The organism is Pseudomonas sp. NFACC46-3 (assembly GCF_900114515.1).
Classification (GTDB): Bacteria; Pseudomonadota; Gammaproteobacteria; order Pseudomonadales; family Pseudomonadaceae; genus Aquipseudomonas; species Aquipseudomonas fluorescens_Q.
On sequence record NZ_FOTH01000001.1, the window covers coordinates 773,745 to 792,573 of the forward strand.

General features: G+C 61.6%; 16 protein-coding genes and 1 pseudogene. 11 read left to right on the forward strand and 6 right to left on the reverse strand.

Annotation, left to right across the window (positions count from 1 at the left end):
* Window positions 1–324 precede the first annotated feature (324 nt).
* Window positions 325–2,022 carry an AMP-binding protein gene (locus BM300_RS03235; RefSeq protein WP_092461995.1) on the reverse strand — a complete coding sequence of 566 codons (1,698 nt, stop codon included), beginning with the start codon at window positions 2,020–2,022 and terminating at the stop codon, window positions 325–327.
* Window positions 2,023–2,220: 198 nt separating this feature from the next.
* Between BM300_RS03235 and BM300_RS03240 the strand changes: the two genes are divergently transcribed.
* The 4 genes from BM300_RS03240 to BM300_RS03255 all read left to right on the forward strand — a co-directional run bounded on the left by BM300_RS03240 (window position 2,221) and on the right by BM300_RS03255 (window position 7,865).
* The gene (locus BM300_RS03240; RefSeq protein WP_092461997.1) at window positions 2,221–3,384 is read left to right on the forward strand and encodes an isovaleryl-CoA dehydrogenase; all 1,164 of its coding nucleotides are present in this window, start codon (window positions 2,221–2,223) and stop codon (window positions 3,382–3,384) included.
* Between the two features lie 98 nt (window positions 3,385–3,482).
* On the forward strand, window positions 3,483–5,087 hold the full coding sequence (locus tag BM300_RS03245) for a carboxyl transferase domain-containing protein (protein WP_092461999.1): 1,605 nt from the start codon (window positions 3,483–3,485) through the stop codon (window positions 5,085–5,087).
* A 13-nt stretch (window positions 5,088–5,100) separates the two neighbouring features.
* A complete protein-coding gene (locus BM300_RS03250; protein ID WP_063322110.1) occupies window positions 5,101–5,919 on the forward strand; it encodes a gamma-carboxygeranoyl-CoA hydratase in 819 nt (272 codons plus the stop codon).
* The gene (locus BM300_RS03255) at window positions 5,916–7,865 is read left to right on the forward strand and encodes an acetyl/propionyl/methylcrotonyl-CoA carboxylase subunit alpha (RefSeq protein WP_092462001.1); all 1,950 of its coding nucleotides are present in this window, start codon (window positions 5,916–5,918) and stop codon (window positions 7,863–7,865) included. The genes BM300_RS03250 and BM300_RS03255 overlap by 4 nt, the downstream gene beginning before the upstream one ends.
* Before the next feature lie 29 nt (window positions 7,866–7,894).
* On the opposite strand, the gene BM300_RS03260 is transcribed toward BM300_RS03255, so the two are convergent.
* A complete protein-coding gene (locus tag BM300_RS03260; RefSeq protein WP_046064773.1) occupies window positions 7,895–8,542 on the reverse strand; it encodes a LexA family protein in 648 nt (215 codons plus the stop codon).
* 131 nt (window positions 8,543–8,673) lie between these two features.
* Here BM300_RS03260 and BM300_RS03265 point away from each other — a divergent pair, with 131 nt between their 5' ends.
* A complete protein-coding gene (locus tag BM300_RS03265) occupies window positions 8,674–9,015 on the forward strand; it encodes a DUF6124 family protein (protein WP_092223889.1) in 342 nt (113 codons plus the stop codon).
* 493 nt (window positions 9,016–9,508) lie between these two features.
* The gene (locus tag BM300_RS03270) at window positions 9,509–10,660 is read left to right on the forward strand and encodes a M14 family metallopeptidase (RefSeq protein ID WP_063322113.1); all 1,152 of its coding nucleotides are present in this window, start codon (window positions 9,509–9,511) and stop codon (window positions 10,658–10,660) included.
* 57 nt (window positions 10,661–10,717) lie between these two features.
* Here BM300_RS03270 and BM300_RS03275 read toward each other — a convergent pair whose 3' ends face one another.
* Window positions 10,718–11,254 carry a cytochrome b gene (locus BM300_RS03275; protein ID WP_092223885.1) on the reverse strand — a complete coding sequence of 179 codons (537 nt, stop codon included), beginning with the start codon at window positions 11,252–11,254 and terminating at the stop codon, window positions 10,718–10,720.
* Window positions 11,251–12,333, reverse strand: coding sequence for a catalase family peroxidase (locus BM300_RS03280; RefSeq protein ID WP_063322115.1), 1,083 nt, complete (start codon window positions 12,331–12,333; stop codon window positions 11,251–11,253). The genes BM300_RS03275 and BM300_RS03280 overlap by 4 nt, the downstream gene beginning before the upstream one ends.
* 168 nt (window positions 12,334–12,501) lie before the next feature.
* Between BM300_RS03280 and BM300_RS03285 the strand changes: the two genes are divergently transcribed.
* Entirely contained in the window at window positions 12,502–13,008 is a 507-nt protein-coding gene (locus tag BM300_RS03285) for a sigma-70 family RNA polymerase sigma factor (protein ID WP_063322116.1), read from the forward strand.
* The gene (locus BM300_RS03290; protein WP_063322117.1) at window positions 13,005–13,757 is read left to right on the forward strand and encodes an anti-sigma factor family protein; all 753 of its coding nucleotides are present in this window, start codon (window positions 13,005–13,007) and stop codon (window positions 13,755–13,757) included. Before BM300_RS03285 ends, BM300_RS03290 begins: the two co-directional genes overlap by 4 nt.
* Before the next feature lie 24 nt (window positions 13,758–13,781).
* On the opposite strand, the pseudogene BM300_RS03295 reads toward BM300_RS03290, so the two are convergent.
* A pseudogene (locus tag BM300_RS03295) lies at window positions 13,782–13,973 on the reverse strand (IclR family transcriptional regulator); the annotation flags it as partial.
* 321 nt (window positions 13,974–14,294) lie between these two features.
* Between BM300_RS03295 and BM300_RS03300 the strand changes: the two are divergent.
* Window positions 14,295–15,608, forward strand: coding sequence for a leucine-rich repeat-containing protein kinase family protein (locus BM300_RS03300; protein ID WP_092462003.1), 1,314 nt, complete (start codon window positions 14,295–14,297; stop codon window positions 15,606–15,608).
* Window positions 15,609–15,817: 209 nt separating this feature from the next.
* On the opposite strand, the gene BM300_RS03305 is transcribed toward BM300_RS03300, so the two are convergent.
* Window positions 15,818–16,522, reverse strand: a complete 705-nt coding sequence (locus tag BM300_RS03305) for a YebC/PmpR family DNA-binding transcriptional regulator (RefSeq protein WP_003199952.1) — start codon at window positions 16,520–16,522, stop codon at window positions 15,818–15,820.
* A gap of 219 nt (window positions 16,523–16,741) precedes the next feature.
* Between BM300_RS03305 and BM300_RS03310 the strand changes: the two genes are divergently transcribed.
* A complete protein-coding gene (locus tag BM300_RS03310) occupies window positions 16,742–18,148 on the forward strand; it encodes a type VI secretion system Vgr family protein (RefSeq protein ID WP_092145427.1) in 1,407 nt (468 codons plus the stop codon).
* A gap of 126 nt (window positions 18,149–18,274) precedes the next feature.
* Window positions 18,275–18,823: a cytochrome b gene (locus BM300_RS03315; RefSeq protein WP_063322121.1), complete on the forward strand. Its 549-nt coding sequence runs from the start codon at window positions 18,275–18,277 to the stop codon at window positions 18,821–18,823.
* The last annotated feature ends 6 nt before the right edge of the window (window positions 18,824–18,829 follow it).

Sequence of the window (18,829 nt, forward strand, 5' to 3'; positions counted from 1 at the left end):
AGCTCCCGAATCGGTTGGATCGCAAGGCGAAAAAGCAGATCAGCGCTCAAAAAAATACGTTTGCTCTTGATCCCGGATGGGGATCGCCAAAAACAGCGGTAAAGGGCAACGGCTGCCAAAAACAACAACAGGCCGCCCCTCAATAATAAAAAAGAGCACGCGACGACAAAATTAAAGGGGAGCTTCGGCTCCCCTTTGTGCTTTCCCGGATTTCACATTTCCCCCGTGGATGCGAGCATGCTCGCGATGACGGCGGCACAGCCAACCTATCTGTCGACTATCCCACCGCCATCGCGAGCAGGCTCGCTCCCGCAAGTGTTGCGGCTAGCTTTGCTTATCGCGCAGCTCTTCGATGCTGATCTCACGCATGCGGAATTTCTGGATCTTACCGGTGACCGTCATGGGAAATTCTTCGACGAATTTGAAATGACGCGGCGTCTTGAAGTGGGCGATGCGCTCCTTGCACCAGGCTTGCAGTTCCTGTTCGCAGGCACTGTGGCCGGGATGAAACTTGATCCACGCAACGATTTCCTCGCCATAACGCGAACACGGAATGCCGATCACTTGCACGTCCGCCACCGCCGGGTGAGTGAAGAAAAACTCCTCCAGCTCACGCGGGTAAATATTCTCCCCGCCGCGGATGATCATGTCCTTGTTGCGCCCGACAATGCGCACGTAGCCCTGCTCGTCCATGGTCGCCAAGTCGCCGGTGTGCATCCAGCCATCCGGGTCGATGGCATCGGCGGTGCCCTTGGGGTTGTTCCAATAGCCGAGCATCACGCTGTAGCCACGGGTACATAATTCGCCGACAGCACCACGCGGGACGAGATTGCCGGCCGCATCGATAATTTTACTTTCCAGTTGCGGCTGGGTACGGCCAACGGTGGTTACGCGCAGTTCCAGTTCGTCGGTAGGACCGGTCTGCAATGACACCGGGCTGGTTTCCGTCATGCCGTAGGCAATCTGCACTTCGGCCATGTGCATTTCATTGATGACCCGTCGCATCACTTCGATGGGGCATGTGGCCCCGGCCATGATGCCCGTGCGCAGGCTGGACAGGTCGAAGTCGCCCCGCTGCGGCTGGTCCAGCAGGGCGATGAACATGGTGGGCACACCATACAACGCAGTGGCCTTTTCTTCGGCCACGGCCTTGAGCGTCAGCAGCGGGTCGAAGGCATCGTTGGGGTAAATCATGGTGCTGCCATGGGTCATGCAGCCCAGGTTACCCATGACCATACCGAAGCAATGGTAGAGCGGCACCGGGATCACCAACCGATCGTCAGCCGTCAGGCCCAGGCTTTCGCCGACCATGTAACCGTTATTGAGAATGTTGTGATGACTGAGGGTAGCGCCCTTGGGGAAGCCAGTGGTGCCGGAGGTGTACTGGATATTCACCGGTTGATCGAAGTGCAGGCTGGATTGGCGCTCGGCCAGTTGTCCAGGCGTCACCGCCGCGCCCAGGGCGGCCAGTTGCGACCAAGGCAGGAAGCCTGACGGTGGCTGGGAATCGAGGCTGATCACGCCGCGCAACTCCGGCAGGCGCTCGCTCTGCATCTGGCCGATCGGTTGCTCTGCCAGTTCCGGTGCCAGCGTTTGCAGCATGGCGTGATAGTCCGAGGTCTTGAACGCCCCGGCACACACCAGCCATTGGCATCCGGATTGTTTGAGCACGTATTCGAGCTCAGAGACGCGATAGGCCGGATTGATGTTGACCAGAATCACGCCGAGCTTCGCACTGGCGAACTGGCTGATGCACCACTGGGCGCAATTGGGTGCCCACACGCCAAGGCGATCACCGGTTTTCAAGCCTAGCGCCAATAAGGCTTGGGCGTGCAGATCGACAGCCTCGGCCAGTTGTTGCCAGGTATAGCGCAGCGATTGATGGCGAACCACCAACGCCTCGCCCTCCGGATAACGGGCCACCGTCTGGTCGAAAACCTCGCCGATGGTTTGAGCCAACAAGGCCTTGGCCGCGGAACCACGGGTGTAGCTGAGCTGCGAATGCAAACCGGGTTGATCCATGACGCCCCCTCTTGTCTTTATTAGTGGGTGTAGCGGTAACCTGATGCAACAACATGCCTTTGCGGGCACTTACTCTGGCTCAAGTTGACGTTAACGTAAAGGGCGATTGACAGCCTCTCGTCGCAGGCTTACGTTAACGTAAAGGTGAGAGCCATTCCCCCCGCTCTCCGCACCCGATAAAAAAGCCAAAGGTGTCCCATGAGCTACCCATCCCTGAACTTTGCCCTCGGCGAAACCATCGACATGTTGCGCGACCAGGTGCAGGCCTTCGTCAAGGCTGAACTGGCGCCGCGAGCAGCGCAAATCGATATCGACAACCTGTTTCCCGCCGACATGTGGCGCAAGTTCGGCGACATGGGCCTGCTGGGTATCACCGTACCGGAAGAATACGGCGGCGCTGGCCTGGGCTACCTGGCCCACGTGGTGGCGATGGAAGAAATCAGCCGTGGTTCGGCCTCGGTCGCCCTCTCCTACGGTGCCCACTCCAACCTCTGCGTGAACCAGATCAACCGCAACGGCAATCACGAACAGAAAACCAAATACCTGCCCAAGCTGATCAGCGGCGAACACATCGGTGCCCTGGCAATGAGCGAGCCGAACGCCGGCTCCGACGTGGTCTCGATGAAACTGCGGGCCGACAAGCGTGGCGACAAGTACGTGCTCAATGGCTGCAAGACCTGGATCACCAACGGCCCCGATGCCAACACCTACGTGATCTACGCCAAGACCGACCTGGAAAAAGGTCCCCATGGCATCACCGCCTTCATCGTCGAGCGCGACTGGAAAGGCTTCAGCCGCAGCAATAAATTCGACAAGCTCGGCATGCGTGGCTCCAACACCTGCGAGTTGTTCTTCGATGACGTCGAAGTGCCGGAAGACAACATCCTCGGCGCGCTCAATGGCGGTGTGAAAGTGCTGATGAGCGGCCTCGACTACGAGCGCGTCGTGCTCTCTGGCGGCCCGACCGGGATCATGCAGGCCTGCATGGACCTGATCGTGCCCTACATCCATGACCGCAAGCAGTTCGGCCAGAGCATTGGCGAATTCCAGCTGATCCAGGGCAAGGTCGCCGACATGTACACCCAGCTCAACGCCAGCCGCGCCTATCTGTATGCCGTGGCGCAGGCCTGCGAGCGCGGCGAAACCACCCGCAAGGACGCCGCCGGGGTGATCCTCTACAGCGCCGAACGCGCCACGCAAATGGCCCTCGACGCCATCCAGATCCTCGGCGGCAATGGCTACATCAACGAATTCCCGGCCGGCCGCCTGCTGCGTGACGCCAAGCTGTACGAAATCGGTGCTGGCACCAGTGAGATTCGTCGGATGTTGATCGGCCGCGAACTGTTCAACGAAACGAAATGAATTTCGTCAGCTACGAGCGACAAGCTTCAAGCGGCAAGCGAACTGCGCTCTTGCTTGCAGCTTGTGGCTTGAAGCTCAAAGCTGCTACGGAGTAGCCCATGATTCTGCACACTCAGCTCAACCCGCGCTCGCCGGAGTTCATCGCCAACCGCGATGCGATGCTCGGACACGTCGAAGCCTTGCGCACCTTGCTCGCGCAAATTCGCCAAGGCGGCGGTCCCAAGGCCCAGGAAAGGCACACGTCGCGGGGCAAGTTACTGCCCCGTGAACGCATCAACCGACTGCTGGACCCGGGCTCGCCGTTTTTGGAAATCAGCCCATTGGCAGCCCACGCAGTCTATGGCGAAGACGTGCCGGCAGCCGGTGTGATTGCCGGCATCGGACGCGTGGAAGGCGTCGAATGCATGATTGTCGCCAACGATGCGACGGTCAAAGGTGGTTCCTACTACCCGCTGACGGTGAAAAAACACCTGCGCGCCCAGACGATCGCCCAGCAGAATCGCCTGCCCTGCATTTACCTGGTGGACTCCGGCGGCGCCAATCTGCCGCGCCAGGACGAGGTGTTCCCGGACCGCGAGCACTTTGGCCGGATCTTCTTCAACCAGGCCAACATGAGTGCCCAGGGCATCCCGCAGATCGCCGTGGTCATGGGTTCCTGCACCGCCGGTGGCGCCTATGTGCCGGCCATGGCGGACGAGGCGATCATGGTCCGCCAGCAGGCGACGATTTTCCTCGCCGGCCCACCGTTGGTGAAAGCTGCCACCGGTGAGGTGGTCAGTGCCGAAGACCTGGGCGGCGCCGATGTGCACTGCAAGATCTCCGGCGTGGCCGACCATTACGCCGACAGCGACGAACATGCCCTGGCCCTGGCTCGCCGCAGCGTGGCCAACCTCAATTGGCGCAAACAGGGCGAGTTGCAGCATCGCCTGCCGATTGCCCCGCTTTACTCCGGTGAGGAGCTGTACGGCGTGGTTTCGGCCGACGCCAAGCAGCCGTTCGATGTGCGGGAAGTGATCGCGCGCCTGGTGGACGGCTCGGTGTTCGACGAATTCAAGGCGCTGTTCGGCACGACGCTGGTGTGCGGCTTCGCCTATCTGCACGGCTACCCGATCGCGATCCTGGCCAACAACGGCATCCTGTTTGCCGAAGCCGCGCAAAAAGGCGCGCACTTTATCGAATTGGCTTGTCAGCGCGGGATCCCGTTGCTGTTCCTACAGAACATCACCGGGTTCATGGTCGGCCAGAAGTACGAAGCCGGCGGTATCGCCAAGCACGGCGCGAAACTGGTGACCGCCGTGGCGTGCGCCAAGGTGCCGAAATTCACCGTGATCATTGGCGGCAGTTTCGGCGCGGGTAACTACGGCATGTGCGGTCGCGCCTACGACCCACGTTTTCTGTGGATGTGGCCGAACGCGCGGATAGGCGTGATGGGCGCCGAACAGGCGGCCGGCGTGCTCGTGCAGGTCAAGCGTGAACAAGCCGAACGCAGTGGCCACCCTTTCAGCGCCGAGCAGGAAGCCGAGATCAAGCAACCGATCCTCGATCAGTACGAAGAACAGGGTCACCCCTATTATTCCAGTGCCAGGCTGTGGGACGACGGCGTCATCGACCCGGCCCAGACCCGCGACGTGCTGGGCCTGGCCTTGTCCGCGTCACTGAACGCGCCTATCGAACCGAGCCGCTTCGGCGTGTTCCGGATGTAAACGGGGAAAGCCCATGGATAACTTCAACACCCTCGAACTGCACAGCGACCCACGGGGCGTTGCCACCCTGTGGCTCAGCCGCGAGTCGAAAAACAACGCGTTCAACGCCGAAATGATCCGCGAACTGATCCTGGCCCTGGACCACGTCAGCAGCGATCCAAACTTGCGCTTCCTGCTGATCCGCGGCCGTGGCAAGCATTTCAGCGCCGGCGCCGACCTGGCCTGGATGCAACAATCGGCCGAGCTCGACTACCACACCAACCTTGATGACGCCCGGGAACTGGCGGAACTGATGTACAACCTCGCCAAGCTGAAAATTCCTACCCTGGCCGTCGTCCAGGGCGCCGCGTTCGGTGGCGCACTGGGGCTTATCAGCGCTTGTGACATGGCCATTGGCGCCGATGAAGCACAGTTCTGCCTGTCGGAAGTGCGCATTGGCCTGGCGCCAGCGGTGATCAGCCCGTTCGTGGTGCAAGCCATCGGCGAGCGTGCCGCGCGTCGTTATGCCCTGACGGCGGAACGCTTCGACGGGCAACGTGCGAAAGAAATCGGTTTGCTGTCGGAAAGTTACCCGGCCGAGGTCCTGGACCAGCAGGTCGAACAGTGGATCGACAACCTGTTGCTCAACAGCCCGGCGGCCATGCGCGCCAGCAAGGAACTGCTGCGTGAAGTCGGCAACGGCGCCCTTACCCCGGCGCTGCGGCGCTACACCGAAAATGCCATCGCCCGCATCCGCGTCAGCCCGGAGGGTCAGGAAGGCCTGCGGGCGTTCCTGCAAAAGCGTGCGCCGAACTGGCAAGCCGAATCGAATAACAAGGAGCCGCGTCGATGAGCGCCCCTGCCCTCACCACGTTGCTGGTGGCCAACCGCGGTGAAATCGCCTGCCGCGTGATGCGCACCGCCAAAGCCATGGGCCTGACCACCGTTGCCGTCCACAGCGCCACCGACCGCGACGCCCGCCACAGCCGTGAAGCCGATATCCGCGTCGACCTGGGCGGAAGCAAGGCCGCCGACAGCTACTTGCAAATCGACAAGCTGATCGCCGCAGCGAAAGCCAGCGGCGCCCAGGCCATCCACCCCGGCTATGGCTTTCTGTCCGAGAACGCCGGGTTCGCCCGGGCGATTGAAAACGCCGGGCTGATCTTCCTCGGCCCACCGGCCTCGGCCATCGATGCCATGGGCAGCAAATCGGCGGCCAAGGCTTTGATGGAAACCGCCGGCGTGCCCCTGGTGCCCGGTTATCACGGCGAAGCCCAGGACCTGGAGACCTTTCGCGACGCCGCCGAGCGCATCGGCTACCCGGTATTGCTCAAGGCCACGGCCGGCGGTGGCGGAAAGGGCATGAAAGTCGTCGAGGATGTCAGCCAACTGGCCGAAGCCCTGGCCTCGGCCCAGCGTGAAGCGCAGTCCTCGTTCGGCGACTCACGGATGCTGGTGGAAAAATACCTGCTCAGGCCACGCCACGTGGAAATCCAGGTATTTGCCGACCAACACGGCAACTGCCTGTACCTCAACGAACGCGATTGCTCGATCCAGCGCCGCCACCAGAAAGTCGTGGAAGAAGCCCCCGCCCCCGGCCTGACCGCGCAATTGCGCCAGGCCATGGGTGAAGCCGCCGTGCGCGCAGCCCAGGCGATTGGTTACGTCGGGGCCGGCACGGTGGAGTTCCTGCTGGATGCGCGGGGCGAGTTTTTCTTCATGGAAATGAATACCCGCTTGCAGGTCGAGCATCCGGTCACCGAAGCGATCACCGGACTGGACCTGGTGGCCTGGCAGATCCGCGTTGCCCAAGGCGAACCCTTGCCGATCACTCAAGCGCAAGTGCCGCTGCTCGGTCACGCCATCGAAGTGCGGCTGTATGCCGAAGACCCGGTCAACGATTTTCTGCCAGCCACCGGCCGCCTGGCGTTGTATCGCGAATCGGCCAAGGGGCCGGGTCGGCGGGTCGACAGCGGGATTGAAGAAGGTGATGAAATCTCGCCGTTCTACGACCCGATGCTCGGCAAGCTGATTGCCTGGGGTGAGGATCGCGAACAGGCGCGCTTGCGGCTGTTGAGCATGCTCGATGAATTTGCCATTGGCGGGCTGAAAACCAACATCGGGTTCCTGCGCCGAATCGTCGCCCATCCCGCCTTCGCGGCGGCAGAGCTGGACACCGGATTTATCCCACGTTACCAAGCGCAATTGCTGCCAGAGCCGGGCGAATTGGATGACGCATTCTGGCTTGCAGCCGCTCAAGGCTTCGCCTTGAGCCTGGCACCGCACGTACGCGGCGATGACGCCGGCTCACCGTGGGCCAGCACCACCGGGATGCGCCTGGGGTTGCCGAGGGAAACCACCTTGCACCTGAGCTGTGAAGGCCAGGATCGTGCGCTGACGCTGGACGTCACAGCCCATTGCGCGGAACTCAAGGGTGAGCGACTGACGATCGAGCACCATGGTGTGCGCCGCAGCCATCGGGCCATTCGCCAGGGCGACAGCCTGTATCTGCACTGGGCGGGAGACCTGCATCGGATCGATCTGTACGACCCGTTGGCCGCGGCAGAGGCCAGCCACAGCCATCAGGGCGGCCTGGCCGCGCCCATGAACGGCAGTATCGTGCGGGTCTTGGTGAGTGTCGGTCAGCCGGTGGAAGCCGGAGCTCAACTGGTGGTCCTGGAGGCCATGAAAATGGAGCACAGCATTCGTGCGCCCAAGGCCGGGGTGATCAAGGCGCTGTATTGCCAGGAAGGTGAAATGGTCAGCGAAGGCAGTGCCCTGGTGGCGTTCGAAGAATAGGCATCGGCCCGCTCCCAGGGCCGATCCAGTCAGAACCTGATGGTGGCCTGCACCACCACACCGATGAGCCGACATTGCTCGGTGTACAGGTTTTTCGGGTAAGTCGGATTGAGCGGAACCAGGTAACGCTGCCCGCTCTCTTCGATCAATTTGCGAAAGGTCGCGTCACTGCTGCCGGGCAAGCAGGCAACCACCAGTTTGCCTGGCACCGCCTCGATGGCCGGATCCACCAGGATCGACATGCCCTCGGGAATGCTCAAGCCGCTGGGTGCGGTCATCGCGTCGCCCACCACCACCAGCCAGAACGCGGCCCCCAGGGCGTGGTAGTCCGTCAGCTCGTAGCGCGCCTGGCTGTAGGCACCAGGATCGCCTTCGCGAACCTCGCCAACCTCGTGCCATTCACTGACCGGGTAGCGGAAGTACGGATTGTACTTCTGCGCCAGGGCCATGCCTTCGTCCGTGGAAGTGTCCGGCTCGCGAATCACCATCGCCACTTCCAGAAACTCCAGCCCCAGCTCCCGCAGGACCCGGTTCATGTCTTCGACACTGGGTTGCCGGCGCCTGGTCAGCCAATGGCCGACGCCGCCCTGGGACATTCCCAACCGTTCTGCAAGCACCACTTGCGTGATGCGCAGCTCCTTCATCTTGGCCTTGACCAACTCTATCCATTTATCCATGTGCGGCACGATACGTGGATGACTCCGGCCATTCAAAACACAAATTGTAGTATTTAAATTATCGTCACAATTACGATAAGTACTATTCTGGATTCAGGAGTTCAGCCCCCCACACGGAGATTTTCATCACCATGGATACACCCAACAAAAACCAACCCGGCAGCCCTTTCGACAGCACGTTCCCTTCCTTGCAGGATTGCCCGGCGGCCAAGCGCGCCCTCGATTACTACTTGAAACCAGGTGTTTCGCAGGCACAGGCAGAACATCGCTTCTTCGACGTCAATCACAGCGTCAGCGCAGAAGAAGCCCTTGTTCACGCATGCGACCTGTTGCGCTGTGCAGCGGCAACCGCCCACGAGTCCGCCAACCAGTTGAACGGTTCGAACCGTGACCTGGCGTTTTCGGTGGTGCACATGATTGACCTGGTCAAGGTGATGCTTGACCGATCCCTGGATGGCTACCCGATTCGCTAGGGGTAACACTCGGGAATGTCGCCGCGAACGCGGACGACGAGAAAAATTTTCCATCGACGCGATAAAATCATTTGACTTGCAAATGATAATGATTATTATTGCATCAGCTGGTCGCGAGATCAGTCGATAGACCAGAAGACCTTAGGTCGGACTTCTGGAATATCTCCTCATCAGGCTAATCACGGTTTTTGACCCGGCTTTTTGCCGGGTCTTTTTTTGCCGATTTTTCGGCTTATGGCTTCAGGCTAATGAAGTCTTTTTGGGTGCTGCCAATTCGATGGCGGCGATGATAGCAAATGAATACCCGTTTGCAAGAGCAGCCCCGCCACGCAGGCGGAAACTATCGACAACCAGCGCTTGAGAATCAATTGCAGACTCTCTAAGCTGGCTCGGCGTCCAGGGAGGACGCCCCCTCGTTTACGTGACGTAAAGCGTCTCGGTTCCCCCCGTCTTGCGTGTACAGTAATGGCCATGAAAATCCTCTCCAGGAATCGTGACCGTGGCTAAATCTTCCTTTGATATCAGCGCCAATTTCGACAGCGGCAACATCGAGGTCGTCGACATCAGCAACCCGTTGCAGTCGTTGCTCAAGATCAGGCCCGACACCCGCAGCGCCCATTTCCAATGGTTCCACTTCAAGGCCAGCGGCCTGCACGTCGGCCAGGAATATTCCTTTCGGCTGCTCAACGCCAGTCAATCGTCTTACAACAAGGCCTGGACGGGCTACCAGGCCGTTGCCTCCTACGATCACGTCAATTGGTTCCGCATTCCGACCCAATTTGAAGGCGACGCCCTGCGCTTTTATCTGGAGACCGAACAGACCAACGTCTGGTTCGCCTACTTCGAACCCTACAGTCGCGGCCGACATGATTGGCTGATCGAGCAAGCACAGCACAAGGCTGGCACCGAACTCTTGGCCGTCGGTAAAAGCGTGGAAGGCCGGGACATTCAGCTGCTGCGCAAAGGCAGCGGTGCCGAAGGCCGGCGCAAAGTCTGGATCATCGCCCAGCAACATCCCGGCGAGCACATGGCCGAGTGGTTCATGGAGGGCGTGATCGAACGCCTTCAGCAGCATGACGATGCGCAACTGAACCAGTTGCTCGCCAAGGCCGATCTGTACCTGGTGCCGAACATGAACCCGGACGGCGCATTCCATGGGCATCTGCGGACCAACGCCATGGGCCAGGACCTCAACCGCGCCTGGCAGAACGCCAGTCCGGAAATCAGCCCCGAGGTCTTTTTCGTCCAGCAACAAATGGAAAAGTACGGCGTCGATCTGTTCCTCGATGCTCACGGCGATGAGGAAATTCCCCACGTCTTCACCGCCGGTTGCGAAGGCAACCCGGGCTACACGCCACGCATTGCCGAACTTGAAGAGCGTTTTCGCAGCCATCTCAAGCATCAGACCAAAGACTTCCAGACCACTCACGGCTACACCCGCGACGAACCGGGCCAGGCCAACATGACCCTGGCCTGTAACGCGGTCGGCCAGAAATATGACTGCCTGTCCCTGACCCTGGAGATGCCGTTCAAGGACCACAACGATCACCCGAACCCGATCACCGGCTGGTCCGGCAAACGCTCGATGCAGCTGGGCAAGGATGTGTTGAGCACCATCGAGGCCATGGTCGACGAATTGCGCTGATCCGATGACCTGATCAATCCCCTGTGGCCAGGGAGCTTGCTCCCTGGCCACAATCCATCAACCCTTGCCGCGCAACATACTGTCCAACACCTCATCCCGGCGCACCCAAGCGTGAAACAACGCCGCCGCCAGATGCACCAGCACCGTCACGAACAACAGGTAAGCCAGGTACCCGTGGGCCTTGCGCAGCAGTGCGAACGTCTGCGCGTGGGCTGGCAGAATCGAAGGCAGTTGCAACGAGTCGCCGAGCATCACCGGGTCCCCCGCCGCCGAAATCATGCCCCAGCCCAACAACGGCAAGAGCAGCATCAGGGCGTACAACAGCACATGCGAGGCGTTTGCCGCCAGCACTTGCCAGGCCGGCAGATCCGCCGGCAGCGGCGGTTGGCGGGTAGTAAAACGCACCATCAGGCGCACAATCACCAACAGCAAAATCGCGATACCCAATGGTTTGTGCAACTGCAACAGCCATTCATGGCGTTCGGACACCGAGGCGACCATGCCCGCGCCGATGAACAGCATGGCGATGACCATCACGGCCATCAGCCAGTGCAGCAGCCGGGCCAGCGGTGCAAAGTGACGAGGGGCGCTCATGGACGGGACTCCTGTTTGGCGGGCAACTGGCTCACTTCGCTGGTACGTCGCAAGTAGGAACTGGCATAGGCGGCGGAGCGCGCGACCAATAGCGGGTCTTCGGAACCTTCGATCCCTTGGGGCAGGATCAGCGGGTCATAGTTGATGTCGCGGCATTCGCCGTTGTCCTGCGCCTGGGTGCGCTCCAGCACCAACGTGCCGGCATTGAGTACCTTGCGGTCAGCGGGCCAGGCCTTGCTGGCATCGTTCACCGGGTCACCCGGGTTGGCCAGGGTGATGTTCAACTGCCAGCGCAACGGCCCGGCGGCGAGGCGCTTCACCAGGTCTTGCTCGAGGAAGTCGCCCCCCTGGGGTGGCGTCGCATCCGCAGCATCCTGGCTCATCGGCACCATGCCCCAGCGCACCGCCTGACGCTGCCCGGCGGGGTTGATCAGATAGAACGCGTTGATGCCGTTGTAGGTTTCAGTGGCATAGCTGGCCGACGGCTTGGCGGTCTTGATCCATTGCAGGAACGGCGCCGCTTCGGGGTGTGCGGCAAAGAACGCCGGTACGGCCGCAGGGTTCGGTTTTCCTGTGGCAGGGTCCGGCGACTGGGCTTGCTGGAGTTGGTAGAAAGCTTGCGGCGTACCCACCGGAAACACCGGCATGCTGTTCATGCCGGTGCGCCATTGCTGGCCGTTGGCCTGGGTAAAGCGCAGTGCCAGGCTGCGAATCGGCACGCTGCCGTCCGGTGCATAGGGATTGCCGCTGGGCAAGGCGAAACGCCCAACCACAGGCGTTTGCGGCAGCGAGAACACCTGGGCGCTGGAATAGGCGCTGGCCTCGCCCGAGCTTTGGAAGTAACCCGCGACGCAGACCCCTTTCGAGTGGTTGCGTCGAAAGCCCGGGTGAACGCCGTTGTTTTTTTCCAGCACATTGACCAATGCCTGTGGTGTCAGGCGTTGTGGGTCGAGGCTGCCATTGACGTAGGCAAACGCCCCGGCCAACGCAGCAACAATCACGGCGATGCCGCTCAGGCGCAATGTCAGGCCAGCGGCACTCAAGGGTGGCCGGCTCGACGAGGATGAAGGATCAACCATGAGAAATCTCCAGGCCTCGAGGCCATTTGTTGGAAAGGACCCGTCAGACGAAGGCCCGGCAGGTTTATTCCCACGCCTCGTATTTATTTTTCCTGCACTGGAATAATCTCGTTCGCGGGTCGTCTTTCCAGTCCCGGCGCAATGACTGCCCACAGAAGCCACAGCCCTATGAACGCATTCGACGAACAGTTGCGCGAGCTCATCCCCAGGCTACGGCGTTTTGCCGTGTCGCTGACGCGCAACCCGAGCAACGCCGACGACCTGGTGCAGATGTGCCTGGAACGGGCATTGTCCAAATGGAACGACAAGCGTCCGGACGGCGATCTGCGGGCCTGGCTGTTTTCGATTCTGTATCGGCAGTTTCTCGACAGCCATCGCCGCTCACGACGGTATGCGCGCATGCTGGAGTTTTTCACCGGCCGCGACGATGCCCACCCTTCGGCCGAGCGCAGCGTGATCGCGCAATCGTCGTTGCAGGCCTTCGATCAGCTCACGACGGAACAGCGCGCGCTGTTGCTCTGGGTGTCGGTGGAAGGCTTGAGTTACCAGCAAATCGCCGACATCCTCGGCGTGCCGACCGGCACGGTAATGTCCCGCCTGTCCCGCGCTCGCCAGGCCCTGCGCCAACTCAGCGACGGCGAAGTCACCCGCCCTACCCTGCGGATACTCAAATGATCAGCATGCCCCCCAGCGACAACGACCTGCACGCCTACGTCGATCGCCAACTGAGCGAGGCCGACCAGCGCCTGGTGCAGGCCTACCTGGCCAACCAGCCGGAAGTCGCCGCCCGGGTCCGCGCCTGGCAACAAGACGCGCAGCACCTGCGCACGGCCCTGAGCGGCGCCTTGCAACAGCCGCCCAATCCGGATCTCGACCCGGCCATGATTCGCCAGCACCTGAAACATCGCTCCCGCCGCCACCTGGCCAGCGTCGCGGTGTTGCTGCTGGCCGTCAGCGTAGGCGGGGTCAGCGGCTGGCAGGCGCGACAAATGACCCTACTCAGCGCCGCAGCCCCCATGGCTGACGCCCTCCAGGCGTACCGGTTAATTGCCCAGCAGGGCATCCTTCCGGCCGATTACCAGACCGGCGACGAGCAGAGCATGCAAGGCTGGCTCGACCGCTACTTCACTCAGGCTGACCGGCTGCCAGACCTGTCGGGGGCGGGCTTCAAGCCGGTCAGCGGACGCTTGCTCAGCACCGAACAAGGCGCGGCGGCGATGGTGGTCTATCAGGACCCGAGCGGTCAGAAAATCAGCTTCTACGTGCGCCCACCCGGCCCGAAAAACTTCCTCCTGCCGCGGGGCAGTCGTCGCGAGGGCGAGTTGCAAGCCGAGTACTGGTCCGGGCCGGGCTACAACTATGCGATGGTCATCCCCAGTGATGCGCCGACGGTGCAAAGACTTAAGCAGACATTGGACTTCTGATCAGCGGTGGGTTTGAGGCAGTGTTCAACCCTGCCCAAACACCTGCGAAGGCCTGCGCAGCAACGGGTCGAACGGGTTGATCCGCGGTCCGATCAGGGCCGCCTCGCGCTTGAGCATGTCCACCACCATCGGCAGGCGATCAGGCCCCAGGCGGTCGCTCACCGTTGCCACGCTCAAGGCGGCCACGGCTCGACCGTCACGGTCGAGGATCGGCAATACCTGGAAACGGCGATTGCCGTGGATTGGGACCAGGTCAACGAGCAACGCCCGGCCTGGAACGCCCGCTGGAACCGCAGCATCGAGCGCTAGCGCGAATTTTGCAGTTATCATGCGGCCATCTCGGGCTTAGTGCCTGAAGATAACCTGTGGCGAGGGAGCTTGCTCCCGCTGGGCTGCGAAGCAGCCCTCAAACCTGACACCAAGGTGTGTCAGACTGATTGCATAGCCGCTTTTTGGGGCTGCCATGCAGCCCAGCGGGAGCAAGCTCCCTCGCCACAGGTTCTTGTGCCCACTCCTTGATCAACAGCGACCCCATCCATGCACACCCTCGCCCAACTACGCGCCGGCCAGCTCTGCGGCATTACCCGGCTGGACCTGGCCTGCGGCTTGACGGAGTTTCCCCGGGAAATCTTCGACCTGGCCGATTCCCTCGAGATCCTCAACCTCAGCGGCAATCAGTTGGACACGCTGCCCGACGACCTGCATCGGCTGACTCGCCTGCGCGTACTGTTCTGTTCCGACAACCGCTTCACTGAACTGCCCGAATGCCTGGGCCGTTGCAGCGCGCTGACCATGGTCGGTTTCAAGGCCAACCGCATCAACCGCGTCACGGGCGCCGCACTGCCGCCACTGCTGCGCTGGCTGATCCTGACCGACAACTGCGTCAGCCGCTTGCCGGATGAACTGGGCCAACGCCCCTATCTGCAAAAACTGATGCTGGCCGGCAACCGTTTGCAGCAGTTGCCGGCGAGCCTGGGCCAGTGTCATCGCCTCGAACTGCTACGCATCGCCGCCAACCAACTGACCGAACTGCCGCAATGGCTGCTCACGTTGCCAAGCCTCAGTTGGCTGGCCTACGCCGGCAACCCACTGGAAACCCAGGCGCAAGCGACAGTCCTGAATACCACGACGCCTATCGAATGGTCGCATCTGGAACTGCAACGACAACTGGGCGAAGGCGCGTCGGGGGTGATTCATCAGGCGCTCTGGCAGACGCCCGGCCAGGCGGCACGAAAGGTCGCAGTGAAGTTGTACAAGGGCCAGATGACCAGCGACGGCTCGCCCCTGCATGAGATGCATGCCTGCATCACGGCCGGTCGCCACTCGAACCTGATTGAGGTGCTGGGTCAGGTTGCCGGGCACCCCGAGCAACAGGCCGGGCTGGTGATGGCGCTGATCGAGCCCAGCTACCGTAACCTCGCCGGGCTGCCGAGCCTGGCGTCATGCAGCCGCGACGTGTATGCCGATGAACTGCGCCTGAGCGCCCCGGTGGCCTTGCGCATCGCCCACGGCATTGCCTCGGTGGCGGCGCACCTGCACCGCCATGGCATCACCCATGGGGATCTCTACGGGCACAATATTCTGTGCGATGAACAGGGCGATTGCCTGCTGGGGGACTTTGGCGCGGCGTCGTTCCATGCCACTGCAGACACCGTGCAAACCCGCGCACTGCAACGCATCGAGGTGCGGGCCTTCGGGATTTTGCTGGGGGAATTGCTGGCGCGGATCGAACCGACGCTCAGTGCCGAGGAACTGGCAGCGTTACAGGATCTGCAGGTGCGTTGCTGTCAGCCAGAGGTGTTGGCGCGGCCGGGGTTCGATGAGATCAGGCAGCTGTTGTCCAGCTTCTAATCCACTGATTCAATCGACGTCATAGGTTGATCGCCCGAACCTTTGTGGCGAGGGGATTTATCCCCGCTGGGCTGCGCAGCAGCCCCCAAAACTCTGCCGAGTCAGCCAGACATACCCAAGTTGTCTGGTTTCAGGGCCGCTTCGCGGCCCAGCGGGGATAAATCCCCTCGCCACATGTCCATCCTGTCCCTGGTCCAAGCAGGGTGGGGTTAACCCGCCAACCCGACAAACATGTCCTGCACGTCATCGTGGTTGTCGAGGCCTTCGAGGAAGGCTTCTACTTCAGCCATCTGCTCGTCGGTCAGGCCACTGACCGGGTTTTTCGGCTGATAGCCCAGCTTGGCCGACAATACGGTGAAACCCTGCTCCGGCAAGGCCTTCTGTACGGCATCGAGGTCGGCAGGATCGGTGAGAAACAACGTCGCGCCTTCTTCGCCCGGTTCGAAATCCTGGGCACCGGCCTCGATGGCGGCCATTTCCGGATCGGCGTCCGGGCTGTCCGGCGCGGCTTCGATCATGCCCACATGGTTGAAGTCCCACGCCACCGAACCCGAGGCGCCGAGTTGGCCCTTGCGGAACGCGACGCGAATTTCGGCAACAGTACGGTTGATGTTATCGGTCACGCACTCAACGATCAGGGGCACCTGGTGCGGCGCAAACCCTTCGTAGGTGACGCGGTGGTATTGCACGGTTTCACCGAGCTGGCCAGAACCTTTCTTGATCGCACGTTCCAGGGTCTCGCGGGGCATCGAGGCCTTCTTCGCCTGTTCGACCACCAGTCGCAAGTGCGCGTTGGTCGCGGTATCAGCGCCGTTGCGCGCGGCAATGGTGATTTCCTTCACCAGCTTGCCGAAGATCTTGCCCTTGGCGTTGGCAGCCGCTTCTTTGTGTTTAACCTTCCACTGTGCGCCCATTACTCACTCTCTTGTCTGACGCGCCGAGACATCTGCCGGCCGGCGCTGTGGCGCAAGTTTATACGGCCTAAACCGGCTGATCGACCAAAAAATTCACCCTGCCGGATCGACATTTTCACAGCGTGTTGTAGGGCGTTTCTGAAATAGCGACTCACAAGCACCGTTTTCCCCTGCGGTTTCGTACCCTCTGCGCCTCTCTCCCTGCCAGTAGGAGCTGCGATGCGCAACGACACGGAAAGTCCCTTCAGCCTGACGCTCACGCAAAGCGGCTTGCAACTGCAAGTCTTGCGGTTCAGTGGCCGCGAAGCCCTCAACCAGCCATACCGCTTTGACCTCGAACTGATCGGCCTGGCCCCGCCGATAGATCTCCAACTGCTCTTGGGGCATCCGGCCTTCCTGCGCCTGGAAGGCGAATCGGGCGTCCATGGGATTGTCCACAGCGTTAGCCTCAGTGCCCTGGCGCCGCGGCGTATCGGCTATCGTGTGACGTTGGTTCCCTACCTCCAGCAACTGGAGCAAGGCCCACAGCGCCGGGTTTTCCATCGGCTCAGCGTGGTGCAGCTGCTGCAACGCCTGCTGGAAGAACACGCGCTACCCGTCGACAGCTACCGTTTCGAACTGCCCCATGGGCTGTATCCGTGTCGCCCGTTTTGCATCCAGTACGACGAAAGCGACCTGACCCTCCTGCAACGACTGTGTGAGGAAGAAGGCATTCATTACCACTTCGAACATGCTCCCCAGGGCCATGTCCTGGTGTTTGCCGAAGACCCGAAGAGCTTTCCCGCGCGCCCCATCGAGCTGCCCCTGCGCCCGAACGACAGCCTGCAGCCGGCCATCAGACGCTTGTATTTGCGTCACCATCCGATGATGCCTGGGCTGCCCGTCGGGTTCAGTGACCGGGCCCCGCCCGAAGCCGAGGCCTCGGCGGCGAATCAACCCCTTGAGCGGCTCGATCACGAAGCCATGCACGGCAACCCGGCCTTGGCTCACCGTTACCAGGCCGGTCGCCGCCACCTTGAACGGCTGCGCTGCCGGCAACGGGAAATCCATGGCCACAGTACCCAACCGGCCCTGCACGGCGGCGACATCGTGCAGGTCTGCGAACACCCGGTTTCCACCTTCAACGATCAATGGTTGATCACCGAGGTCCAGCATCGCGGACGGCAGTTCTCGATCCTGGAGCCGGACCTGCCCGCCGCACCGTCGGCCCGTGACTACCGCAACCGGTTCACCGCCATTCCCTGGTCCACCACGTTCAGGCCAGCCCTCAAGCACCCCAAGCCCCCCGTCCCCGGGTACCACCTGGCCCATGTACTCGGCAGCACCGGCCAGCCGGCCAGCGCCGATGAACGTGGCCAGGTGAGTGTCAGCCTATGGGCGCCGGACCAGGACGGCATCACGCTGCCCGTGTCGCGGCTGACGCTGGATGGCAGCCCCAGCCTGATGGCCGGCAGCGAAGTGCTGGTGAGTTTTCTCGATGGCGACCCTGATCGACCGGTGCTGTGCCCAGGGGCTGTCGATACCGGCGCAGGCCATACCGCCACGTCCCCGAAATCGCCCCGTGGGGACCATGATGCAGGGCTGCTGTTGGACTGGCTGCTGAATCCGCCGGATTTGACTCCCTGACTCAACCCTGTGGCTTCATGCCGGCAAAAGTGATCTGGCTCAAGCAAACCCAGCGAAACGGGCTTACAGTAAACGGATAACGCCGCTCTAGACGGCGCTCTACCCTGATCGTTGGAGAGGCCTGCAATGCCCTGGAAAAACTCAGAAAGCCGCTACAGTACCGTCACGGTCACCTTGCATTGGCTGATGCTGGTTCTGCTGGCCGTGGTTTACGCCTGCATCGAGTTCCGCGGGATTTTCCCCAAGGGCAGTGGCGGTCGCACCCTGATCAAGGAAGCGCACTTCATGCTCGGCCTGACGGTGTTCCTGCTGGTCTGGCTACGCCTGTTCGCCCGCAGCATGGGTAAGGCTCCGGCGATTTTCCCGGCGTCGCCTGCATGGCAAACCGTTCTCGCTCGCCTGATGCATTGGGCGCTGTACCTGTTCATGATCGCCATGCCGCTGCTGGGCTGGCTGATCACCAGCGCCGAAGGGCACCAGGTGATGTTCTACGGTTTCGATCTGCCGTTGCTCATCAATCAAGACAAGGATTTCGCCAAGCAACTGGAAGGCTGGCACGTGCTGGGCGGCACCATCGGCTATTGGCTGATTGGCCTGCATGCCTTGGCGGGGCTGTACCACCACTATGTGGTACGGGACAACACGCTGCTGCGGATGATGCCCAAACGCGGCTGACCGTCG